This window comes from Limosilactobacillus agrestis (assembly GCF_014145585.1).
In the GTDB taxonomy this organism is placed as follows: Bacteria; Bacillota; Bacilli; order Lactobacillales; family Lactobacillaceae; genus Limosilactobacillus; species Limosilactobacillus agrestis.
On the sequence record NZ_JACIVF010000073.1, the window covers coordinates 38,073 to 57,546 of the forward strand.

At 40.2% G+C, this 19,474-nt stretch carries 12 protein-coding genes; 1 reads left to right on the forward strand and 11 read right to left on the reverse strand.

Annotation, left to right across the window (positions count from 1 at the left end):
- Positions 1-9: 9 nt before the first annotated feature.
- From H5R88_RS09460 to cls, 11 genes are all read right to left on the reverse strand, one after another.
- Positions 10-675, reverse strand: a complete 666-nt coding sequence (locus tag H5R88_RS09460; RefSeq protein ID WP_182600891.1) for a response regulator transcription factor — start codon at positions 673-675, stop codon at positions 10-12.
- 1 nt (position 676) lies between these two features.
- The gene (locus tag H5R88_RS09465; RefSeq protein ID WP_182600892.1) at positions 677-1,297 is read right to left on the reverse strand and encodes a GTP pyrophosphokinase; all 621 of its coding nucleotides are present in this window, start codon (positions 1,295-1,297) and stop codon (positions 677-679) included.
- 87 nt (positions 1,298-1,384) lie between these two features.
- Positions 1,385-1,813, reverse strand: coding sequence for an Lreu_0056 family protein (locus tag H5R88_RS09470; RefSeq protein WP_231795356.1), 429 nt, complete (start codon positions 1,811-1,813; stop codon positions 1,385-1,387).
- 126 nt (positions 1,814-1,939) lie between these two features.
- Positions 1,940-2,602, reverse strand: coding sequence for a beta-phosphoglucomutase (gene pgmB / locus H5R88_RS09475; protein ID WP_182578843.1), 663 nt, complete (start codon positions 2,600-2,602; stop codon positions 1,940-1,942).
- A gap of 18 nt (positions 2,603-2,620) precedes the next feature.
- The gene (locus H5R88_RS09480) at positions 2,621-4,873 is read right to left on the reverse strand and encodes a glycoside hydrolase family 65 protein (RefSeq protein ID WP_182578842.1); all 2,253 of its coding nucleotides are present in this window, start codon (positions 4,871-4,873) and stop codon (positions 2,621-2,623) included.
- Between the two features lie 88 nt (positions 4,874-4,961).
- The gene (locus H5R88_RS09485; RefSeq protein ID WP_182578841.1) at positions 4,962-6,311 is read right to left on the reverse strand and encodes an SLC45 family MFS transporter; all 1,350 of its coding nucleotides are present in this window, start codon (positions 6,309-6,311) and stop codon (positions 4,962-4,964) included.
- A gap of 313 nt (positions 6,312-6,624) precedes the next feature.
- Positions 6,625-7,803, reverse strand: a complete 1,179-nt coding sequence (locus tag H5R88_RS09490; protein ID WP_182600894.1) for an acetyl-CoA C-acetyltransferase — start codon at positions 7,801-7,803, stop codon at positions 6,625-6,627.
- 63 nt (positions 7,804-7,866) lie between these two features.
- Complete coding sequence (locus H5R88_RS09495; RefSeq protein WP_182600895.1) at positions 7,867-8,802, reverse strand: LacI family DNA-binding transcriptional regulator; 936 nt, start codon at positions 8,800-8,802, stop codon at positions 7,867-7,869.
- Positions 8,803-12,981: a helicase-exonuclease AddAB subunit AddA gene (addA, locus tag H5R88_RS09500; RefSeq protein WP_182600896.1), complete on the reverse strand. Its 4,179-nt coding sequence runs from the start codon at positions 12,979-12,981 to the stop codon at positions 8,803-8,805. It lies immediately after the preceding gene.
- Positions 12,981-16,763 (reverse strand): PD-(D/E)XK nuclease family protein, encoded by a 3,783-nt coding sequence (locus H5R88_RS09505; RefSeq protein WP_182600897.1) that lies wholly within the window; start codon positions 16,761-16,763, stop codon positions 12,981-12,983. Before H5R88_RS09505 ends, addA begins: the two co-directional genes overlap by 1 nt.
- Positions 16,764-16,877: 114 nt before the next feature.
- Positions 16,878-18,341, reverse strand: coding sequence for a cardiolipin synthase (gene cls, locus H5R88_RS09510; protein WP_182578836.1), 1,464 nt, complete (start codon positions 18,339-18,341; stop codon positions 16,878-16,880).
- 138 nt (positions 18,342-18,479) lie between these two features.
- Here cls and H5R88_RS09515 point away from each other — a divergent pair, with 138 nt between their 5' ends.
- Positions 18,480-19,064, forward strand: a complete 585-nt coding sequence (locus tag H5R88_RS09515; RefSeq protein ID WP_182578835.1) for a GNAT family N-acetyltransferase — start codon at positions 18,480-18,482, stop codon at positions 19,062-19,064.
- Positions 19,065-19,474 lie beyond the last annotated feature (410 nt).

The window sequence follows — 19,474 nt, forward strand, 5'->3', positions numbered from 1 at the left end:
CTTTTCCCCCTATCGTGCAATCATAAATGGACCAGTTTTTTCACCACTAATTGTTACCTGAGATTGAATTGCCTGTAATTTTTGGCGTAAATAACAGATATTAATCCAGAGATCTTCTTGATCAGCGGTCTCATTCTCATCCCAAACGTGATTGATAAGTTCATTCGCTGATAATTCTTTATTAGCATTCAAGATAAAATACTGAAGTAAACGATTTTCCCGATTCGTTAAACTAATCGAATTATGACTTTCAAGTGATTGATCATTACCATTAAGTGTCAAATCACCAAATTCTAGAACATCTACTTGGTAAGAATCATCTCGGCGTTGACGGGAACGCAAACGAGCGAGTAGTTCTTTTAAGGAAAATGGCTTAGTCAAGTAATCATCCGCCCCTGCATCAAGACCAGTTACCTTATCATCTTCTTCACCCATCGCCGTTAGCATCATAATATATGTACGATTACCAGTCGCTCTGATTTCCTTTAATGCTTCCAGTCCTGATTTAACAGGCATCATGATGTCTAAAATGATGACATCATAGGCATTTTCTTTTGCCTGATCAACAGCTTCTTGGCCATTATTAGCAATATCAACTTGATAACCACTCGCTGTCATCGCTGAGCTTAATACATGAGATAGCTGCTGTTCGTCTTCTGCTACAAGGATTCGCATCTTAATCGCCTTCCTCACTAGAATTAATCAATTGCCGGATTGTTTGCATTTGAACGTCGCATGATGCTAATTGATCAGCACAATGTTTAAGTTCACGACCAATTCGCTCTGGATTTTTAATATTATGTTTATATTTCATCTCATGTTCAAGGCTTGCCCATGAATCCATTGCAATCGTCCGTAACTGAATTTCAACATAAAAATGTCCGGGGTTATTTCCTTCAACATCTTGATATGGAACTGTTTCATCGATAATAACATGATAGCTCCGATAGCCATTTGGCTTTGCATTTGTAATATAATCTTTTTCCTTAATAATCTCACACCAGTCAGCTTGACGTAGTTGATAAAGGCAACGGTCAATATCATCGATAAAGTTACAAATAATTCTGATTCCCACAGCATCGCGACACCTTCGTAAGGCAGATTCAGTAGAGACCGGATAGCCTTTTCGTTGGCATTTTTCTACCATACTCTCGGCAGTTTTTACCCGGGCAATTAAATGTTCATAAAGTTTCGGTTGTTTATCCTGTACTGTTTGCTGATTTAGCTCTTTGATTCGATCAGTTGTGAGGGAAAGAATATCTGACAAAATCTGCTCATATGGGCCATAAATTGACATCACATTTTCCTCCTTTAATTTGAATATTATACAATACTCATCACTAAAGAATACTCTAAAAATATCATTTTTAAGATGACTTAAATTTTACTCAGTTCGTAATGCTGCTACATCGTCATCCACCTGCTTTTTTTGTGACACAGTTTGGTAAAATTCTTTACTTAATTGTGCCAAGGTTAATTCTTTTGTTTTTAGTTTGGTCTTTTGCTGAGATGTGTATTTTATAATTACGTTTTGGCCCTCCTCCTTAAAGAAAATCACTGTTCCATCTTGATTATCGGCAGCTACTAAATAACTATAATCATCTACCCCTGCTGGAACGGTATCAGATGGCTTAACAATTCCATAAACGAGTTGATTTGCAGCAATATTTTGTTTTAACCATTCAGGGGCAGTTGCCAATCCCGCTAAAATACCAATTTGTTGGTCAGTAAATTTTGGCCGCGACTGTTGATTTGACTGCGTTTTATCCTGAATCGGTTGCGGGATAGGTCGATTAAAGTTAATTGTAACCACTACACATAGGCAACTAATAAGAATAAAGGATATTATAATTACTTTTCTTTTCATCATTTCACATAAAAAAGGCGTACCTAGATCATTCTAAGCACGTCTTTATGGATTGTTAAGGAGAATTGAATCTTAATTCATCTGCGCCTTAATAGCAGCCAAGGACACATCGCCAGTCTTATCGAACTTAACGTCAGCATCCTTCAAATCAGCACCAAACCCGATTGATAATTCACCAGCACGGTTAATTGATTCAATTCCAGCTTGGGCATCTTCAAGGCCCGCTACTTGGTCAGCTGGAAGATTCATTAATTTAGCAGCTTCCTGGTAAATTTCTGGATCTGGCTTACCATGGCTTAAGTTTGCAGGATTAACAATTCCTTCAAAGTAATCAGTTAATTGCAAATACTTAAGAACCTTTGGCGCATTTTTAGAAGCAGAAGCTAATACAATGTGGTAACCGTTAGCTTTCAATTCATCTAAGAAATCTTTCATTCCAGGAAGAATATCAGCAGGTGTTAAAGTTTCAACCAATTTAATATAGTTATCATTCTTTTCAGTTGCCAAGGCTTCTTTTTCTTCTTGAGTGTAGTCATTTTCATGACCGCCAGCCTTTAAGATTAATTCTAAGGAATCCATCCGACTAACACCTTTTAAGGCATCGGCCAATTCAGGAGTCCATTCAGTACCAACCTTATCAGCTAATTGGTGCCATGCTTGCCCATGAAAACGAGCAGTGTCTGCAATAACACCGTCAAGGTCAAACGCAAAACCTTTTAAATCTTCAAACTTCATCTCAAATGCCTCCAAGAATTACTTTAATTCAAGCTTCTTACCGTCAAGATCGATGGTAATCGGGTCACCTGATACAAGGTCAATCTTAGTACCATGCTTGTCAACCTTAACCTTCAAAATCCGACCACGGAACATTTGACGGAATTGGTATGAATCCCACTTCTTAGGTAAGAATGGTGCATAGTGTAATTGACCATCACGAACACGCATACCAGCAAATCCTTGAACGATATCAAGCCATGAACCAGTCATTGAAGTAATGTGAAGTCCATCAGAAGTATCGTTGTTGTAGTTATCAAGGTCAAGACGTGCTGAACGTTCATACAATTCAACGGCCTTGTCTTCGTAACCAATATCAGCAGCGATAATTGAGTAAACGGAAGCAGAAAGACTTGATTCGTGAACAGTGAATTGTTCATAGAAGTCGAAGTTATTCTTCTTTTCTTCCTTAGTAAAGTCATCAATGAAATCCCAGAGACCTTGGATAACATCACCTTGCTTTACGTATGGTGAACGTAAGATCTTATCCCATGACCAGTGTTGGTTAAGTGGTAATTGGTCACTTGGAATTTCAGAAACTGGCGTCAAGTCCTTGTCCATGAAGCCATCGTTTTCTGGGAAGATATCCTTTTCCTTGTCGTAAGGAAGGTACATGTTGTCTACAATACCCTTCCACTTACGCTTTTCATCTTCTGAAACATTAAGCTTCTTAGCTACCTTTTCATCTACTTGATCCAAGATGTCAAGGGTGTATTGAAGAGTCCAGCGACAAAGAAGGTTAGTGTACCAGTCGTTATTTACGTTGTTGTCGTATTCATCAGGACCAGTTACGGCATGAAGCATGTACTTGTTCTTGTTTTGGGAGTAGTGAACACGGTCTGCCCAGAAACGAGAAATTTCAGTAAGAACTTCTGCCCCTTCGTTAAGAACGTATGACTTGTCGCCAGTGTACTTAGTATAAAGGTAAATAGCAAAGGCAATGTCCCCGTTACGGTGGATTTCTTCAAAAGTAATTTCCCATTCGTTGTGACATTCGATACCGTTGAAGGTAACCATTGGGAATAAGGCCCCGTCAAGTCCTTGTTGCTTAGCGTTAACAAAAGCACCATCTAATTGCTTGTAACGGTACATTAATAAGTTACGAGCAACTTCTGGGTCTGCAACCCCAAGGTAAACTGGAATACAGTAAGCTTCAGTATCCCAGTAAGTTGCACCACCGTACTTTTCACCAGTGAATCCCTTTGGACTGATATTAAGACGGTAATCTTGACCATAGTAAGTGGAGAAGAGTTGGAAGAGGTTGAAACGAATACCCTGTTGAGCTCCTTCGTCACCTTCAATTTCAACATCAGACTTAACCCAACGATCCGCCCATTCGTTAATATGTGGATCGAGTAAATCGTCAAAGCTTTGATTATCGAGTTGGTCGCCTAATACATCCAAGTTCTTTTCAATATCTGCTTGGGAATCGTAATCACGAGAAGTCATTACAATACTGCGCTTTTCAAAGTTAACTTCTTTACCAGCAGCTACAGTACCAGCAAATGTGTTGTAAGCATGCTTTTCGTCAGTTCCGTCGCTCACGTGGTCAAGGTTAGTCTTTGAAGTAGTCTTCATACCAACGATGAATTGTGGAGTGCCAAAGTCATTCTTCTTAGTCATAGAAGTTAATTCAGCATGTTCGCCATTAGCAGACTTACCTAAAACGTTCCAGAATTGTTCATCGTAGTTAGCGTCTTCGTTGTATACATCAGCATCAATCATGCTGGTAATTTCAACCTTAGCATCACTGTTGCCGCGGTTCTTAATGTGGAGACGTTGACCAACTAATTCTTTTTGTGTAACACTAACAAAACGTTCAAAATTGAAGTACATTTCAGTACCACCAATTTCAACAGTAAAGCGCCGTTCTAAGACACCACGCTTCATGTCAAGATCAAGTTTAAAATCTTTTGGCGTTTGCTTTGCTAAGTCGAGTTGTTCACCATTAACCTTAATGATTAACTTCATGAAGTTGACAGCATTGATCATCTTACCAAAGTACTTAGGATAACCATTCTTCCACCAACCAACACGAGTCTTGTCAGGGAACCAAACGCCACCAAGGTAAATACCTTCCATGTGGTCGCCTGAGTAACCTTCTTCAAAGAAACCCCGCATACCAAGATTTTCATTGGCTAAACTAGTCATTGATTCTTGTAAACGCTTGTCTTGTGGGTCCCATTTGTGAGTAGCAACATGCCAAGGGGCAATATCAAATGTACGTTTCATTGAAATCTCAATTCCTTTCATCTGAAATAAAGGTAGTCTTTAACCTACCTTTATTATAACTTAATTAATTTATTTTATTAAATAACTCCTATTCAGCATAAGTTTCCTTGATTGTGGCAACTGAAAGGGCACCAAGTGCCATTACAATACCAGCAAGGATAAACATGTGAACTTGTGAGTGACCAAATAATGGGAATAAAGCAAAACTCAATAATGAAGCAACAATCTGTGGTAAACAAATTGAACCGTTGAATAATCCAAGGTATGTACCCATGTGCTTACCAGTCAATGCGTTTGTAACAATTGTTAATGGGTAGGTGTTCATCGCAGCCCAAGCAATTCCGATAAGGGTGTATGAAACAATCAACGTCCATTGATCATGAACAAAGAACACTGAAATGAACCCAAAAGCACCAAGAAGTAAACTACCACCATAACCGAGCTTGTGGTACTTGTTTGGTACCTTGGCTAAAACGTATGACCAAATAACTGCGGCAATTGATTGAACCGCGGCAAGTACACCATACCAGTTACCAGCAGCTTGGTAACCAGCAGAGGTAGCATCAACAGTATCCCAAACGTTTTTAGCAATAGCTCCTGCTGAGTATGTCCAGAGGTATTGGAATGCAAACCAGCAGAAGAATTGAACAAGGGTAACGGTCCAGAATGCCTTTGGTGCATGCTTTAAGAGTGTGAACCAATTTCCACCCTCTTTGTTATCATCTTCTGTAATACCATGATACTTTGCGTAAGTTGCTGGGTCATATTCATGAACTCGGAAAACTGTAAATAAACTAGTAACAACTAACAAAGCTGCCCCAACGTAGAAGGCGATAATAACGGAATCTGGAACAACTCCTCGTTTAGCAGTGTTCCGAACTCCAAACCAGGCAGTTAAGATAAATGGAAAAACAGCAGCTAACACAGCACCCGTGTTAGATAAGAAACTTTGAATCCCATAAGCATAACTCTTTTGATCATCGTTAACCATATCACCAACCATCATCTTAAATGGCTGCATAGCCACATTTGACGAAAGGTCAAGCAAAGCAACAGTAATTGCACCGAACCAAAGCGCGGCAAGCGAACCATACCCGAAGCCGAAACTTCCTGAATTAGGAAGTAAAATCATAACGATAACAGCAACAATCATTCCCAATAGTAAGTATGGTAACCGCCGACCACCTAATTTTGGTGCCCATGTACGGTCTGAATAATAACCAATGATTGGTTGAACAATCAAACCAGCTAATGGTGGTAAGATGAAGAACCAGCCAAGGTTGTTAGGGTCAGCCCCAATAGTTTGGAAAATCCGACTCATTTGAGAACTCTGCAGAGTAAATGCTGTCTGAACACCAAGGAATCCAAAGTTAATCATCCAGATGGTACTCTTTGATAGAGTAGGCAAGCCTGCTCCCGCGGACTTTTCTTGACTCATTGCTAACAACTCCTTAACTTATAAAATAGTTCTTAAAGACACTTGCATCCAAGTGTAAGCGCTTCATGTATTATTGCAATATCAATAATATCAAATTTAAAATATTTGTGCAACCGCTTGCGCAAAATTTTAGAAAACGGTTGCAGATTTTTGTTATTTAAAGTTACCACTATAGATTTGACTAGTCGTAGGTTTATTATAGTTAATTATTTAAAATAAATTGCGCTTAATATAATAAAGAAGGCAAGTAATTGAGACGATTTCAAATCGTTTCTCAATTACTTACCTTTTGCAATAAAAGTTATTCTTAGAATTAAATTTTCTTAAGTAGGACTGCTTCACCCATTCCGCCGCCAACGCATAGTGAAGCAATACCACGCTCATGATTATCCTTATGCATTTCATTGATCATCGTCACGATAATTCGAGCTCCTGAACACCCGACAGGATGACCCAAGGCAATTGCCCCACCCCATGGATTAACAGTACTAGGATCAAGATGAAGCAAATCTTGGCAGACGAGTGCTTGGGTCGCAAAGGCTTCATTAATTTCATAGGTATCTACAACATCTGCTGTTAGCTGCTGGTTTTTTAAGAGCTTATTTATAGCATAATATGGTCCCAGGCCCATCAATGCTGGATCAAGACCAACAACTGCTGATCCTTGCCACTCGGCCAATGGAGTTAATCCCAATCGGTCAACTGCACTTTCTGAAGCAAGAACTACTGCGGCCCCCCCATCGTTAATTCCAGAGGCATTTCCGGCCGTAACACTTCCGTCAGATTTAAAAGATGGTTTCAGTTTCTCTAGGACTGCTAGAGAAGTATCTGGTCGTGGTGCTTCGTCAACAGTAACAGTCACGGTTGTTCGTTTCTGTTTAACTTCAACTGGCACGATTTCTGAATTGAAATAGCCTGCTTTTTGTGCCTTTACTGCACGTTGGTGACTCGCCAAAGCAAATTCATCCTGCTGTTGACGAGTAATATGATACTTATCATTAATATTTTCAGCAGTAATTCCCATCGGATAACCACCATAAACATCAGTTAAGGCATCACTTTGCATTGCATCGAGCAAGGTGCCGTTTCCAAACCGATAGCCATTCCGAGCACGAGGAAGAACATAAGGAGCCTGGGACATACTTTCCATCCCCCCCGCAATAATTACCTCAGCCTGCCCCGCGCGAATTAAGCTTGCTGCCAAGTCAATGCTAGACATTCCCGACGCACAGACATCATTAATCGTTATCGCCGGAACTTCTTCACCCAATCCAGCAGCCATTGATGCTTGACGGGCAGGATTTTGTCCAGTTCCCGCTTGAATAACGTTTCCCATCAATACTTGGTCAATATCGTTTCCACTGAGCTTTGCCTTTTCAACAGCTGCTTTAATTGCAATCGTCCCTAATTCAACTGCGGATTTTGAGGCTAACTGACCATTGAATTTACCAATTGGTGTTCGCTGAGCAGCAACAATGTAAACCTTCTCCATTCCTTTTCCCTCCATTGAAAAAATAAGAGAGGACCGTGGCATGTAATTCCGTGGTCCTTTTTATCAACTATTTATTTTAAAACCAACAATTCGATATTGCTCTTCTGGATTAAACAGCAATTCGACAGCTTGCTGACCTAATTTGCGGGGTTGTAAGTCAACCTTGTCTTCCTGATTAATTAGCATCCCCATTAACCGACTATTATTAAAACAAATAGTTGGTAAATTAAATTCTTGTAGCTGCCGTATTAATCGTACCAGCAACAAGTCATCAGCACAAACAATTGAATCAATTTGTGGATGTTGTTTAATAAAATCTTTAACTGCTATTCCTGTTGGTGAATATCGCCAGCTCAAAGCAGGAAGGTGATGACTTTTCATACTCTGCTTATAACCTTGATTTCGATCCTGTTCAAATACCCAATTACTGGCAGATTGAAGAAATACCGGGTGGTGAACCTGTTGATGATCCATCAGGTAATCAGCCGCTGCCCGCCCTGCCGCTACGTTATCATTGTCGACAAAACGGTCTTGCAACTTATCGGGGTGACCTATAGCGACAAAATTAAGGTTATTTTGGCGCAAATAATTGGTAATGGGGTCATCCTTAATAGTATAAAGCACTAAAAAGTTATGAACCTTTGACTGTTCGACCATCGATTTTACACTTTGTAGAAGGTCAGTAGTAGTTGGTGCAATTGCTACAACCATTTCATAGTGAATCGGCTTTAACGCCACACTAATTCCCCGCAACAAGTCAATATGAAACGGGTTGGCAGGTGCAGTATCACTGGTTACCGGAAAAATAATCCCTACCATGTTTGATTCGCCTCGTGTTAGGTTCTGCGCATTGAAATTTGGTTGATAACCCAACTCTTCAGCAATCGTCGCTATTCGCTGGCGTGTCTTTTCACTAATTCGTGGATTATGATTCAACGCTCGGGAAGCAGTTGAAACCGATACCCCTGCTTTTTGTGCAATATCCTTAATCGTTACCAACTAATCACCCTCTTTTGTAAATAACACGAACTCTCCTAATTCTAACAGGTAAAGTCCCATTTGAACAACTGGAATCCCTTCCATTATATTCAAAGCTTCTTTGTAAAGCTCTAACTGCCCCCGGTACCGGTCCTTTATCCGTGCTAAATCAAAATCGCGGTAATCTTTGTTAAGGTGATCAGTCTTATAGTCAACCAAAATAATACCCTCGTTAGTTTTTAGGTAGCCATCAATGATTCCGTGAATTAAAATACGTTCATCATCGCTAACATTTACTCCTTTAAATAACTCATGACCATTCATAATCATTGAGAATGGAACTTCTCGATGATAATCAGTGGGATGGTTTAAAATCTTCTGACCAATATCAGTCTGATAAAAGGCTACTATTCCTTCGAGATTAATTCGCGCTGCCACAACTGGATTGATCAATTTTTCTGCTACTAATTTTTGAATTTCTTGATCAACAAATGCCGCATCAATGAGCCCTTCATCAAGTGGTAGTTTTTGGAAAACAAGGTGTGTTGCTGTCCCGATTTCTGTGGCTGCAGGTTCATGAGTAGTCTGCTGAATAAAAGCTGGAACCTCAAAATTATTATTTAAGTAAATTCCTTGCGTCTTTACCTTTTTTTGCTGATCAAAATCCCACCGCGCCATATCACGCGTATCAGGATCTTCAAAGACCCGTTTTACATCGGTAACTGATTGGTAAGCTGTGGTTTGAGTAGCAACCAGGTGGGGGTACCGATAGCGCAAAATTTTATCAATCTCTTGGGCAGAGGCATTAGTTGCTCCTGTATTGTTCTTTTTAGCTATATTAGCACTAGCACTTTGCCCAATTTTTGCCAAGCCATCACTAACATCAATAGCCGTGTATGTTTTTGCCATAAAGTGAGGATCAGTCGCTAACCCAGTAACTTTAGTATCTGCAAGCGTACTTTCTTCTAGCGTAACGTTTCCTCGACTCAATTGTTGAGCATTGAATTCTGGATAGCGCGCTAAGGCAAGACCAACCCAGTCCATAAATGAATTGGCAGTAATTCGCGGCTGTGGTCCAATTAGTAAACGGTTGCTCTGATAGGCTTTTTGCCATCGCTGCCATGAACCAGCAAGGCTTTGGGTCCGCATTTCTTCATTAAAAGATCCCGTAATGACCAACCGCTGTTCAGCACGTGTCAATGCAACATAGAGAACACGAAGATCTTCTGCCCGTTCTCCCCGCTGGATCTCTTCAATCACTGCTTGTCGTTGAGGCGTATCATAAATAACCCGTTGATCATCGATGTAACGAATTCCTACCCCGGCCACAGCATCAACAACTGCATTTTCACGAGCCGCTCCCTTATTAAAGCCATGCGTGGCATCAATTAGGAAGACCACGGGGAATTGCAGTCCCTTACTTCCGTGAATCGTCATAACATTAACCGTATTTGCTGTTAACTGCGTCGGTGCCACTCCTAAGTCTTTGTCATGTTCCTGCATTTTTTCAATAAAGCGAATAAATTGATAAAGTCCCTTAAAACTACTCTGTTCATAGGAGTGGGCGCGCTGATAGAGAGCATGGAGATTTGCCTGCCGTTGGTGTCCTCCCGGCATTGCTCCAACATAATCAAGGTAACCTGTTTTGTCATATATCTGCCAAATCAAGTCAACAAGAGTTTGTTGCTGTGCCGTTTGACGAAAGACACGCAACAAACCTAAGAAGTGATCTGCTTTTTGGTAGAGCACGCTTACCTGTTCAGAAGTAAGAAGTGATTGGTGACGAAGAGCCTTTCGTTGGTAATTGCTCATGAATGATTGCAAAGCAGCGTAGTAATCGACCGACCGATTTTGGAGACGGATAAAGGCTAGTTCTTGGTTGGTTAACCCGACAATCGGTGACCGCAGAACTGCAGCTAAGGGAATATCTTGTTGTGGATTATCAATTATCTTCAGTAACGACATCATTACTCGAACTTCAGTAGCTTGGAAATAACTTTCAACATCGTGAACTGTCAGTGGAATATTAAGTTTATTAAACTCTTCCATCAATGTATTATTGATTGACTTTGTCCGTTCAAGCAAAACAATATCACCATATTGGATTGGATGCATCTGCCCATCTTCTGGATGAAAAATTAACTCTTGGTTTTCAACCATCTGTTTAATGCGCATCCCGATCATCCGAAATTCGCCAGCTAATTTGTCATCCTCGTGTTCAACGTCTCCATTTGCTGGATTAATAGCATTGGCATCATACAGCAACACTTCTGTTGGTTGCACCTTATTATCCTGGTTTTCTTCATAATAGGTTGCCGCATATTTTAAATGAGCATCTTCATCATAATCAATCTCACCAACTTCTTTATCCATAAGTTGTTCAAAAAGAACATTAGTAAAGCTAGTCACGTTGGTCATCGACCGGAAATTTTCCCCTAGGACGATTGCTTCCCCGTCTCCACCTTGACGATAGTTTTGATATTTCCCGAGAAATAATGTTGGATCGGCCTCACGAAATCGATAAATCGATTGCTTAACATCCCCGACCATAAATAGGTTCTTACGTTCAGAAGATGTCAATTTCATTAAAATACTTTCTTGGAGGCGGTTAGTATCTTGATATTCATCAATCATAATTTCTTGGTAATGGTTTTGAAGATCTTTGACGAGGGTTTGCCAGTTTGGCCGGTTGTCTGGTGGCGTTAAAATAGCGTATGCATAATGCTCTAAGTCACTAAATTCAAGGACATGGCGATTCAATTTAGTCTGTTGGTACCGTCGCCGAAAATTAATCGTCACCGCACTCAGTTCCCGTAAAAGTTCTTGGGCACGTGTTGAAATTGTTCGAAATTGATCTTCACGATAATTAAAGAAGCGATCAACTAACTGCTCGAATTGTTTTTTTATCCCTGTTCGAGCACTGCTTAATGATTTATATACTTCCTCAGCTACCTCATCGTCTTTCGGTTTACCACTCATCCGTGCAAACTTAGCATTAGCAAATAAGTCCCGAATAGCATTCCAAGTAGGTGGTTGCAATAAGTTTAAAAGTTCCTGCATCATCTGTTGGTCTTTTTGCAATGAATCAACAGTTTTAGTGTCTAATTGATTGGCACTCGCTTTACCCAACAAGGCCGCAAACTGATCACGAAAAGTCGTTAAGTCCGTTATCAGCTTTTCTTTGACAATTGGTTCTGGTGCTTCCAGTTTCCCTAAATAATCACTGACTGTTTGTTCCCACTGTTTTTTTAGCTGATTACGTTGCTTTTGAATATCCTTAAACACATCAATACGTGGGTCATCTGCCCCTGGCCGTCCCCGAAAATTACCAAATTTTTGCTGGGCCATCATTTGGCAAACATCACTAACAGCAATACCACTTAACGAGGAAAGAAGCTGGTGCATCAGGTCTTCATCACTCCTAATAACCTCCGCTGCTTGGTCTAATCCATTATCCCTAGCCCTTGTTGCTAATTCACGATAATCTTGAATAAACTGATTAAGCTTTTCAATAACAAGGGGCTTTAACTGTTGTTGGTAAAAATTAGATTCTAACAGTGAGCGCGATCCTAAATCATAATTATCTGGTAACTTTTGAAGCCACTTTTCAGGATCAGGCTGCGCATTAGCAATTTCATATAACCGCAGAATCAAGTCGTCAAGCCCCTGGTCATCACGGTCACTAGAAAAGTTAAGAACTAGTTCGCCAAAAGAAGCTCTTCCAGGAACTTTCTCTTCCGCATGTTGATACAACTCTTCACTAACTTCATGCCAGACATCTTCTTGAAGTAACAAGCGCTCTGTTTCATCAGTTAAGAGCCGAAACTGGGGATCAAGATCAATTAAGTAGTAATAGCGCTTTATCAACTTTAAACAAAAAGCATGGATTGTACTGATATCCGTAGCTGCAAGCCGATTAATCTGGTTACTCATTCGGTCACGCAAATCTTTGGGATTAGAGGAATCGCGGACTATTTTCTGTAAGGCCGCCCTAATTTTATCCCGCATATTCTTTGCGGCTGCATCAGTAAATGTTACGAGGAGCATGCGATCAATACTTTGCCCTTCTTTAATTAATTCAATTGTCCGATTTACTAGTACCGCCGTTTTTCCTGATCCCGCGGAAGCTGAAACTAGAATATTTTCACCACGGTCACTAATCGCCTTGGATTGAGCAGGCGTTGGTTTAAATCCAGCCATTACTTCTTATCCTCCTCATCATCGTTTCGAACTACATCATCAAATGCTTCTTTTGCCAAATTAGGATTTAAGTCCCGGTAGTTTTGCTGGTCAAGCATATTATCAAACTGAAACACGTCCAAAAAGTCACTGTAATCAAGTCCTGTTCGGCGGTTGCTTCCAGCTAATAATCGGTAAGGATTCAGTTTTAAATCACCACTCAAAATTTGATTACCAGCGTTAATCACAAGTTCCTTATTCATATTTTGAAGCCAATCAAGTTGTTGTGGAGTAACAAGAAGGGCTTCTTTATTCGCTTTAATTTTTCCGTTCTTATATTCCTTGAGTGGGTATAAGAAGGCTTGCTTACCTAAGCTTTTATCTAATTCCCGCAATAATTGTGGATCATTCAAGAGAATTCCCTTATATTGGTGCTCTTTTAATTTCAAATCATCAAGGGAATTTTTCTTTAACTCTGTAGCCTTAATTGTTGGATTATTTAACCGAAGATATAATGCTCCAGCTAGTCGTGGATTGCTCGTTTCTAATTCTGTTAAGTTTGCCTGTAAGCCATTAAGGTAGGTTAAGAGTTGAAGAGAGAGGCCATAATAAGCCGATGTAAGATCGAAAAGATGATTACTCGATTTATAGTCAACAACCGTCAAGAAATTATGGTCTCCTTGCTTAAGATTATCGATACGGTCAATTCGTCCTCGCAGATAAATATGATGATTATCTTTAAGGGGATAGTCAAGCGAGCCAAGGTTGCCTGGCTGCTGATTACCAATTCGTCCAAACTGAACCTCGGTTTTAATTGGCTGTGATCCGGTGTATTCAGCTTGACGACACAGAGTAATTAACATTGTTTTAACAATTGAGGTTAATTGCTGATATTGGAATTGGGCTTGGGCCGAAGAATTGACAAGGCGTAATAAGGCGGGCTGATTCTCTTGGGCTGTAACTAATGCATGGTCAATCAATTGGTCACGTTGCAGCTGGTTATCTTTGTGTGCCAGATCAGCAAATGACAAATTATTTTCGCGAATTGTTGTAACAAAACTTTCCATTGCTTTATGGAAGAAGGTTCCGATTCGATCATTAGATAAGGTTAACTCATCTCGCTTTTGCAACCGCAAACCATACTTAAGGAAATATTCATACTGGTTAATATAAAAATCTTGCAGCTGAGAGATCGAAGCATATAATACCCGATCACGATCAGCATCTAGAGCCGTCCGGAGATATAGGGCTTGCGCCAGTTTATTGCCCAGGGAATCAATCTTATTTTGATAATGGAACCCAGCTGCAACTAAGGATAGGCGCTGACCTAGTGATATTCCTTCTGTTTGGAGCTTAGCATCAGATGCTTGTTGCCATTGCTTAGTTAACTTAACCAAAGATTCAATGACCGTTTGCCAACCAACTGGCATGACCGGTTGACGATCGATCCCCACCCCTTGTTCATCACGAATTTGCCGACTAACTTCAACTAACCGGTTTATTGTTGCAAGCGGGGCACTAACAAACTCAATAGCGTTTTCTTGGCCGGCCTTACTTGTAGCTAATGGATATTCATAAACAGCTTGACCAAAGTAACGGGCCATATCATGCATATATGGCGACATACTGAGCTCCTTATCATCGCTATCAGTTAGCGGTGCCGAGAAAATTAACCGTTCCTTAGCGTTCATAAAACCAGTATAGTTGACAAACGGCTCATCAATTAATTGGTCAATTGCTGTTCCCGGAAGGTATTGAAAATCCTCATCAAGATAAGCACTTAAAATATCTTTATCTTGGTCAGTTAGCAAACTATCACTTTCTTGCAGCTCCGGCATTACATCATCAGTTGAGCCAATCATAAAAACTACTTTTCGATTTTCACTTTGGACAATTCCAGTTTCCGAGATTACTACTTGATCTAAAGTCGCAGGAATCTGTGAATATTGTGCGGCTGCAAACCCTGCTTGGAGTAACTCACTAAAATTAGTAAGCACCTCATTGGTTCCCTCCCGTAGTTCCTGTTGACCTAAAATCTCTACATATTCTTGAAGGATCTGGCAAAAAGTAGCCCAGACCTGTTGTGGTTGACGTGCAAGGTCCAAATCACGAGTACTTTGGTATTGCTGCCACGCGTATAATCGTTCCGTAACTCCTATTGCAGCTAAGAACTGATATAAAGCAGTTGCAAGATCTTGTCCTGTTTGTGCCTGTTTAAACTGGTCTAAGACTGGCAGTAGTTGGTTAGCAACAAAATCTTTTACAAGAGTTAACTGGTCGTTTAATTTTTTCAGCCGAGACTGTTCATACTTTGGATCGCTCAGGTCCGTTCCTGGCGCTTGCCATAATTGTTTAATCTTTTCTGGATCATTGGTTGTCCAAGCACCTTTTCCTTCGATTGCCTGCTTAAGGCACCAATTCTCAGTAGCAAAAACAGCTGCTTGAAAATCACTTAGGCCCATCAGATCACCAGTACCAGTCCGCGGAACAAGTAACCACGTCTTGAGCAATTGGATAATATCTGCTGTTTTATATCCTCGTTGGGGTAATTCTAATAGTGTTGTGAGAAGCGTTACTAGCGGATGATTATCCATCAAGCGTTCGTGATCATTAAAAATTGGAATCTGATGCGCTGCAAAAACCGGTTCAATCATTGTCTGATAACCATTAAGGTGCCGACTAAGGATAAGAAAGTCACGATAACGATATTTACCACTAGCAACTAATTGTCGAATCCGGGTGGCCACATTATTCAGTTCAGTCATCCGATTGGTGGTCGTCATAAATTGAATATTGGAAGGACAAGAAAGATTTTCTCGTTCGCCAGGCCCGATCGGTTCGCTTGCATACCGCTTAAAATACGAATCAACCTGTTGTAGGTCTGCATTAACACGAGGAGTCGTTGCAAATGCTACATTTTGTAAAACCTTCACTTCCTTTTGATGCATTTGTCCGAATTTCCACAAACGGCGAAACTGCATTGCGGAGGAATAGAACAGATTATTGTGGGGAGGAAGTTCCTTGGGATTCGGATGATTCTGGTCTGGGTACCCACGATCAAGAGTTAAAGAAATAGTTGTCGAAGCTGCATTCGTAATTAATGCATCAACCACCTGTTGTTCATTTGCAGTAAACTGAGCAAAGCGATCGATAAAGAAGTGCATCTTAGCGACTTCTGGCGACTTTTGAAGGTAAGTTACTAATTGCCGGTATAGCTCACTATTACCAATGAACCGATCACGCAAGCGGTCTTCATAAGCATGATATATGATTTCAACATCATGCATTTTCGCTAGCCACGCTTGATTAGCAGCTGGATCATTTGCTGACTTCACCTGGGAAATAATATCAGCTAAGTCATCTGCTGTTATATTGGCATTCTTTAATTCTTCAAGTTGCGCTGTCATCTTTTGAATAAATCCCGGTTGCTTTACTTCGCTCGCATATAAACGGAGATCATTCGCCTGTTCTTGAACAACCTGAGAAGTTAGCATCGCCATCCCAATCTTAGAAAGGTGTTGCTTTTGAAAGGCGGGGGTATCTCGCAAAAGGTACCAAGCAAGGCGGCTAAATGACAGCACCTGCACTCGTGAAGAGGCAAACCTATCACTCCCGCTAAGCCCTTGGCGATCACGAAGACCAGCAAGGACATTAATTTCAGTTTCAAACTTAATATGGTTAGGCACTAAATAATAAAAAGTCTCCTCAGCAGACGCATTCTTTATCTGGTCGACTAATTGATCAACCAACACTTGCTGATGGTCCATCGCTGCTGTTCCTAAAACAAATCCCAGTGTTCCCATAATCTTTAATCCTTTCTATCGTTTAAAGTGCTGCCCTAATTTTATCATAAAACGAACATATATTCTTTAGCTAAAAACGAGTAGGCATGTATTTCACTCCTACTCGTTCTATCATTATAAAATTGGGGAAAGTAACCGCGATACCGTTTGTTTAAATCTTAACCAGCGTGGTTGATCGGCAAACATTGCAGGCGTAATTACCTGACAATCGCGGATATCATTAACAAAAATTTGCTCGAGATTATCTACCGTATTTTGACTGTAAATAAAGGCATTAATTTCGAAGTTTAATTTAAAACTTCGAAAATCAAGGTTAGCAGACCCAACCGAAGCCATCCGCCCATCAATCATCATTGTTTTGGCATGGAGAAAACCTTTTTGGTAATAATAAATTGTTACACCATGATTAGCGAGCTCTCGTGCATAATACTGCGTTGCCCGATATACAAAGGCGTGATCAGGCATTGAAGGAATCATAATCCGAACATCGATCCCTGAGCGAGCTGCTACTTTTAACGCATCCAAAATACTATCGTCAGGGATTAGATAGGGAGTTTGAATCCAAATGTGATCCTGAGCAGCATTAATTAGACGTAAATACCCCATTTTAATTTTTTCTAATGGCGCTTCAGGACCACTAGAGACAGTCTGTAGCGCAACATTACCGTGAACCCTAATTGGTTGGAAGTAAGGATGGTAATGCATAATCTTATCTTTATCTTTTTTCATTGACGCATTCCAGTCGCCGATAAACCTTCGCTGAAGGCCATAAACACCCCCGCCAATAATTCGAAGGTGGGTATCCCGCCATGGGCCAAATTTAGGAACTCGTCCTAGATATTGGTCACCAACATTAAAGCCACCAATATAACCAATCTCACCATCAAGAACAACGATTTTCCGGTGGTCCCGATAGTTTATCCGAAAGTCAAAAAAATTACTTCGCGACATTAAGAACGGAGCCGCATAACCACCGACTTCACGTAAATGATCATAGAAACTTGGCCAGACTCCCATCGATCCCCATGAATCATAAAGAACGCGAACTTCAACCCCTTCAGCAGCCTTTTGTTCAAGTAATGTCCGTAATTCATTACCAATTTGATCATTATAAATTGTATAAAACTCAATATGGATACTCTTTTTTGCTGCCGCAATATCATCAAACATTTTTTTAAAAAGCACATTACCATTTGTAAAAATATTAACGGTGTTATGTCGAGTCAAAAACGAGTCATCAATACTCTGAAAGAGCATGATAGTCCGTCGATAAATCTGGACTGTCTGGTCTTTAGGCTTCGGCATATTAATAAATTGTTGCTTTTGCTTTTCTAGTGCTTGTTTTAGTTTTAATTGTGTCTGTGATTTTATTCGGGCTAATCGTTTATGAGGTAGTTTTCGCCCAAAGAAGGCATATAAAATAAAGCCAAAACCAGGAATCAATGTTAGTACCAAGAGCCATGCCCAAGTTGCAGCAATATCCCGTTTTTCACGAAAAACAGTATAAATAGCGGCAATTTCATTGACGAGAATAACCAGTAGCAAACACCACCAAATAATTGCCCATGTTAATGCCATCGCTTATCCCCCATTCATATCATTGCTTTTCATTCTAACGCAAACTACTTGTTTCTGAAATATCATCTCACCTATTTTTTCACCGAATCAAGCCAAATGTCGTACAATAGAAATATTATCAATTAAGGGAGGATTTCAATGGCAGAAGTATATTTACGACGCGCTCAAACTCAAGATTTAGCAGCGATCATGAAAATAATTAATGATGCAAAAAAACTTCTAAAGAAGAATGGTAGTCCACAATGGCAAAACGGTTATCCAGATCGGGAAACTTTTGCTCAAGATATTGCAATGCAAGCAAACTGGGTATTAATTAATGATAATGAGGTAGCGGCAACTGCTACTCTTCAACTTACACCAGAACCGACTTATCGTAACATTGCACAGGGACAGTGGCAACAACCAGATGAGCCCTACGCTACCATCCACCGAGTCGCTATCAGTAGTAATTACCGGGGACAAGGGCTTAGCAAGTTGCTCTTTTCTAACTTGTTAACAGTAGGCCAAATGCAAGGAATCAACAACTTTCGGGTTGATACTCACCGTCACAATAAAGCAATGCAGCATATTGTTGAAAATTTTAACTTTAAAAAACGAGGAATCATTAAAGTTAATGACCAAAATGATCCTGAACGATTAGCCTATGAATTAAACTTAGTCAATCACCATAAACTTACTAAGATCAATAATAATTTTATGCAACCATTGATTGATAGACTATAGGATATATAAATAGCGCAGTACAACAATAGGCCTCCAACGCTCGGTAAAACCGAACATTGGAGGCCTATTATTGCTTACGGGGACTAGCTTCGCGTCGAAAAACGAAGACACGAGTGGCTTCTGCCTCGCTCTCTTCTGTATTTATTAACCGCTGCGGAATAGTTTACGACGCTTTTTTTACGATGGCAGCTAAATCAACAATTTGTCTTTTATGTCACTATTTATAGTAACAGCAACTGCAGCTGTTTGTGTTATAACCGATACAACTGCAATAGGTATTTATGTATTAACAATATCACTTAAAACCTTCCGATATTGTGCATTGATATCGGTAACTACTTCGTCGAATTTAGCAGCTTGATTAACAGGTTATGCATATTATTGATCATTAGCTGCCCGTTGAGTGGCTT

What these genes read in the sequence shown, in the direction of transcription:
- H5R88_RS09460 (WP_182600891.1), bottom strand. Translation starts at nt 675, where the DNA reads ATGCGAATCCTTGTAGCAGAAGACGAACAGCAGCTATCTCATGTATTA.
- H5R88_RS09465 (WP_182600892.1), bottom strand. Translation starts at nt 1,297, where the DNA reads ATGTCAATTTATGGCCCATATGAGCAGATTTTGTCAGATATTCTTTCC.
- pgmB (WP_182578843.1), bottom strand. Translation starts at nt 2,602, where the DNA reads ATGAAGTTTGAAGATTTAAAAGGTTTTGCGTTTGACCTTGACGGTGTT.
- H5R88_RS09480 (WP_182578842.1), bottom strand. Translation starts at nt 4,873, where the DNA reads ATGAAACGTACATTTGATATTGCCCCTTGGCATGTTGCTACTCACAAA.
- H5R88_RS09485 (WP_182578841.1), bottom strand. Translation starts at nt 6,311, where the DNA reads ATGAGTCAAGAAAAGTCCGCGGGAGCAGGCTTGCCTACTCTATCAAAG.
- H5R88_RS09490 (WP_182600894.1), bottom strand. Translation starts at nt 7,803, where the DNA reads ATGGAGAAGGTTTACATTGTTGCTGCTCAGCGAACACCAATTGGTAAA.
- addA (WP_182600896.1), bottom strand. Translation starts at nt 12,981, where the DNA reads ATGGCTGGATTTAAACCAACGCCTGCTCAATCCAAGGCGATTAGTGAC.
- H5R88_RS09505 (WP_182600897.1), bottom strand. Translation starts at nt 16,763, where the DNA reads ATGGGAACACTGGGATTTGTTTTAGGAACAGCAGCGATGGACCATCAG.
- cls (WP_182578836.1), bottom strand. Translation starts at nt 18,341, where the DNA reads ATGGCATTAACATGGGCAATTATTTGGTGGTGTTTGCTACTGGTTATT.
- H5R88_RS09515 (WP_182578835.1), top strand. Translation starts at nt 18,480, where the DNA reads ATGGCAGAAGTATATTTACGACGCGCTCAAACTCAAGATTTAGCAGCG.